Annotated in this window: 1 protein-coding gene; it reads left to right on the plus strand. The window is 52.5% G+C overall.

The genetic code is table 11. The annotated features are described in order from the left end of the window. Positions 1-176 precede the first annotated feature (176 nt). Entirely contained in the window at positions 177-2,264 is a 2,088-nt protein-coding gene (locus tag METPAY_RS09685; RefSeq protein ID WP_048151891.1) for a M3 family metallopeptidase, read from the plus strand. Positions 2,265-2,325 lie beyond the last annotated feature (61 nt).

Below are 2,325 nucleotides of genomic sequence, written 5' to 3' on the forward strand. Positions count from 1 at the left end.
GCGAAAAACTGGGAGACTGCCAGGGCGGGTGCTCTTCGAGTTCTTATACGGGAACGGGGATATTTCACAACGATCCCGTGTGCTATTTCAGGGCCGCCAGGACCGAACAGAACGCGGACAAATTCACATAAAAATCCTTTTTCCCCCGGCGGGCAGAATAGTTTATACTGGTTCTTATGAGGGATGATATCACCATATGCAGATCGCGAAGGATTCTGTACGGGATTTTTCTTTCTGCATTTATTCTTTCGGCGACGGGTATTTTTCTGCCGGTTCTTGCCGACGACAGCCTTTCGCCTATACGTGCCGAATATTCATCCGGCGAGATAACGATTCTCAGCGATGAGGCACGGGAGACAGCAAACGAATCCCTGAACGCCATCGCCACCATTCCAGTGGGTGAACGGACTTTTGAGAATACTGTCGTCGCATTCGACAGTGTACTGACGGATTACGGCGATGCAGTCTCGCCGCTTACGATTATGGGTTACCTGTCTCCCGACCCGGAGATTGCAGCGGAGGGGATGGATGCCGACATTGCGCAGAGTAAATTTTACATCGAGGTCTACACACGCAGCGATCTCTATGATGCGCTGAAATCGGTCGAAGATAAAGTGCCTGGTACTCCCGTCGAGCAGAGGCTCTATAAGATCATTATCGACGAGTTCGAGCATAACGGCCTCGGGCTTCCGGAAGAGAACCTCACGAGGGTGAGGGAGATGAACGCGGAACTCAGCGCCATTAAGACCGAGTTCAACTCCAACCTGAACAACGACAATTCGTCGATCACTTTTACTGGAGAGGAGCTTGAAGGGGTGCCGGACGAAGATCTCTCTTCATTCTCCCGGACGCCTGAAGGGGATTACATTGCAACGGTCAGCCAGGGTTACAGTACCGTGATGACCTACGCCGACAGCGGGGATACCCGCAAGAGGATGTACGAGGCATACAATGATGTCCAGGGGGAAGCGAATACACCTCTTCTGGAAGAAGCGATCGTCCTCCGCGAGAATATTGCAAAGGAGATGAGATACACCACGTGGGCGGACTATACAATCAGGAACCGTATGGCGGAAAACGCGACTGTTGTCATAGAGTTCCTGGATTCCTTAAAAGAGCCGCTTTCTGAAAAGATCGAAGAGGAGACGGCGGTTATCCTCGAAATCAAGCAGGAGATCGATCCGGGAGCGACTGAGATATATCCCTGGGATATCAGGTACCTCGAACACATTCTCATCATGAGGGATTATAACTACGATGTGGCGGAGTTTAAGAAATATTTCCCGTCCGACAACGTGGTAGACGGGGTCTTTAATACGACGGGGATGCTCTTCGGCGTCGATTTCAACGAGGTACAGGATGCTCCGGTATGGTCGCCGGACGTGAGGCTCTTCGAGGTTTCGAACAGGTCCGACAACAGGACTCTCGGCTACCTCTACCTGGATCTCTATCACAGGGACGGGAAGTACACGGGTTATGCAACTTCGCAGCTGATTTCAGGCAGGGAGAAGAACGGAACATACAGCCTGCCGGTTGCAATTATCATCGGGAGCTACGATGCACCGGAGGGAGACAACCAAACCCTCTTTAAGCCTTACGATATCTGGACGATGTTCCACGAAACCGGGCATGCGATGAACGTGATCCTTACTACGTCTCATTACGGCACCCTTTCCGGGTATAAATCGTCCATGGACTTCTGCGAGACGCCGTCCCAGGCTCTTGAGGAATGGGCATACGACCCGGATGTCCTCGAATCGATGTCGGCTAAGTACGGGAATTCCTCGGAGAAGATCCCGGAGGAGCTCGCCGGACAGGCGATTGCGGCAAGGAGTGTCGGCATGGGTTACGATTACGGCTACCAGGTGCTCTTTGCGCTTGTCGATATGTATTACCACACGGCGGACGGCCCGGTGAACACGACTAAGGTCTGGCACGATACATCTGAGGAGATCCTCGGGCTCGACGAGCCGGAGGGCCTTCACCCGGCTGCGACTTTCTCCCACATCATGGACCAGTATGATGCAGGATATTACAGCTACCTGTGGTCGAAGGTCTATGCACTGGATATTGTCGACGAGTTCAAAGAGAACGGGATGACGAACGAGACTCTCGGCTTAAAGCTGAGGAACGATGTCTACTCGCAGGGGAATATGGCGGACGGGATGACGCTGCTCGATAACTTCCTCGGACACGAGCCGGGGACCGATTCCCTTTACGGTTTCATCGGGCTGAATGTCACGGGCGAGACTGCGGCTGCGTAGATCTCTCACATTCTTTTTTTGCCGAAATTCACTGTATATTTAATTTCCATGAAATCTTGGG

Source organism: Methanolacinia paynteri, from assembly GCF_000784355.1.
GTDB classification, from domain to species: domain Archaea; phylum Halobacteriota; class Methanomicrobia; order Methanomicrobiales; family Methanomicrobiaceae; genus Methanolacinia; species Methanolacinia paynteri.

Excerpts from the sequence above, each read along its gene's own strand:
- METPAY_RS09685 (WP_048151891.1), top strand. The coding sequence starts at position 177 with ATGAGGGATGATATCACCATATGCAGATCGCGAAGGATTCTGTACGGG.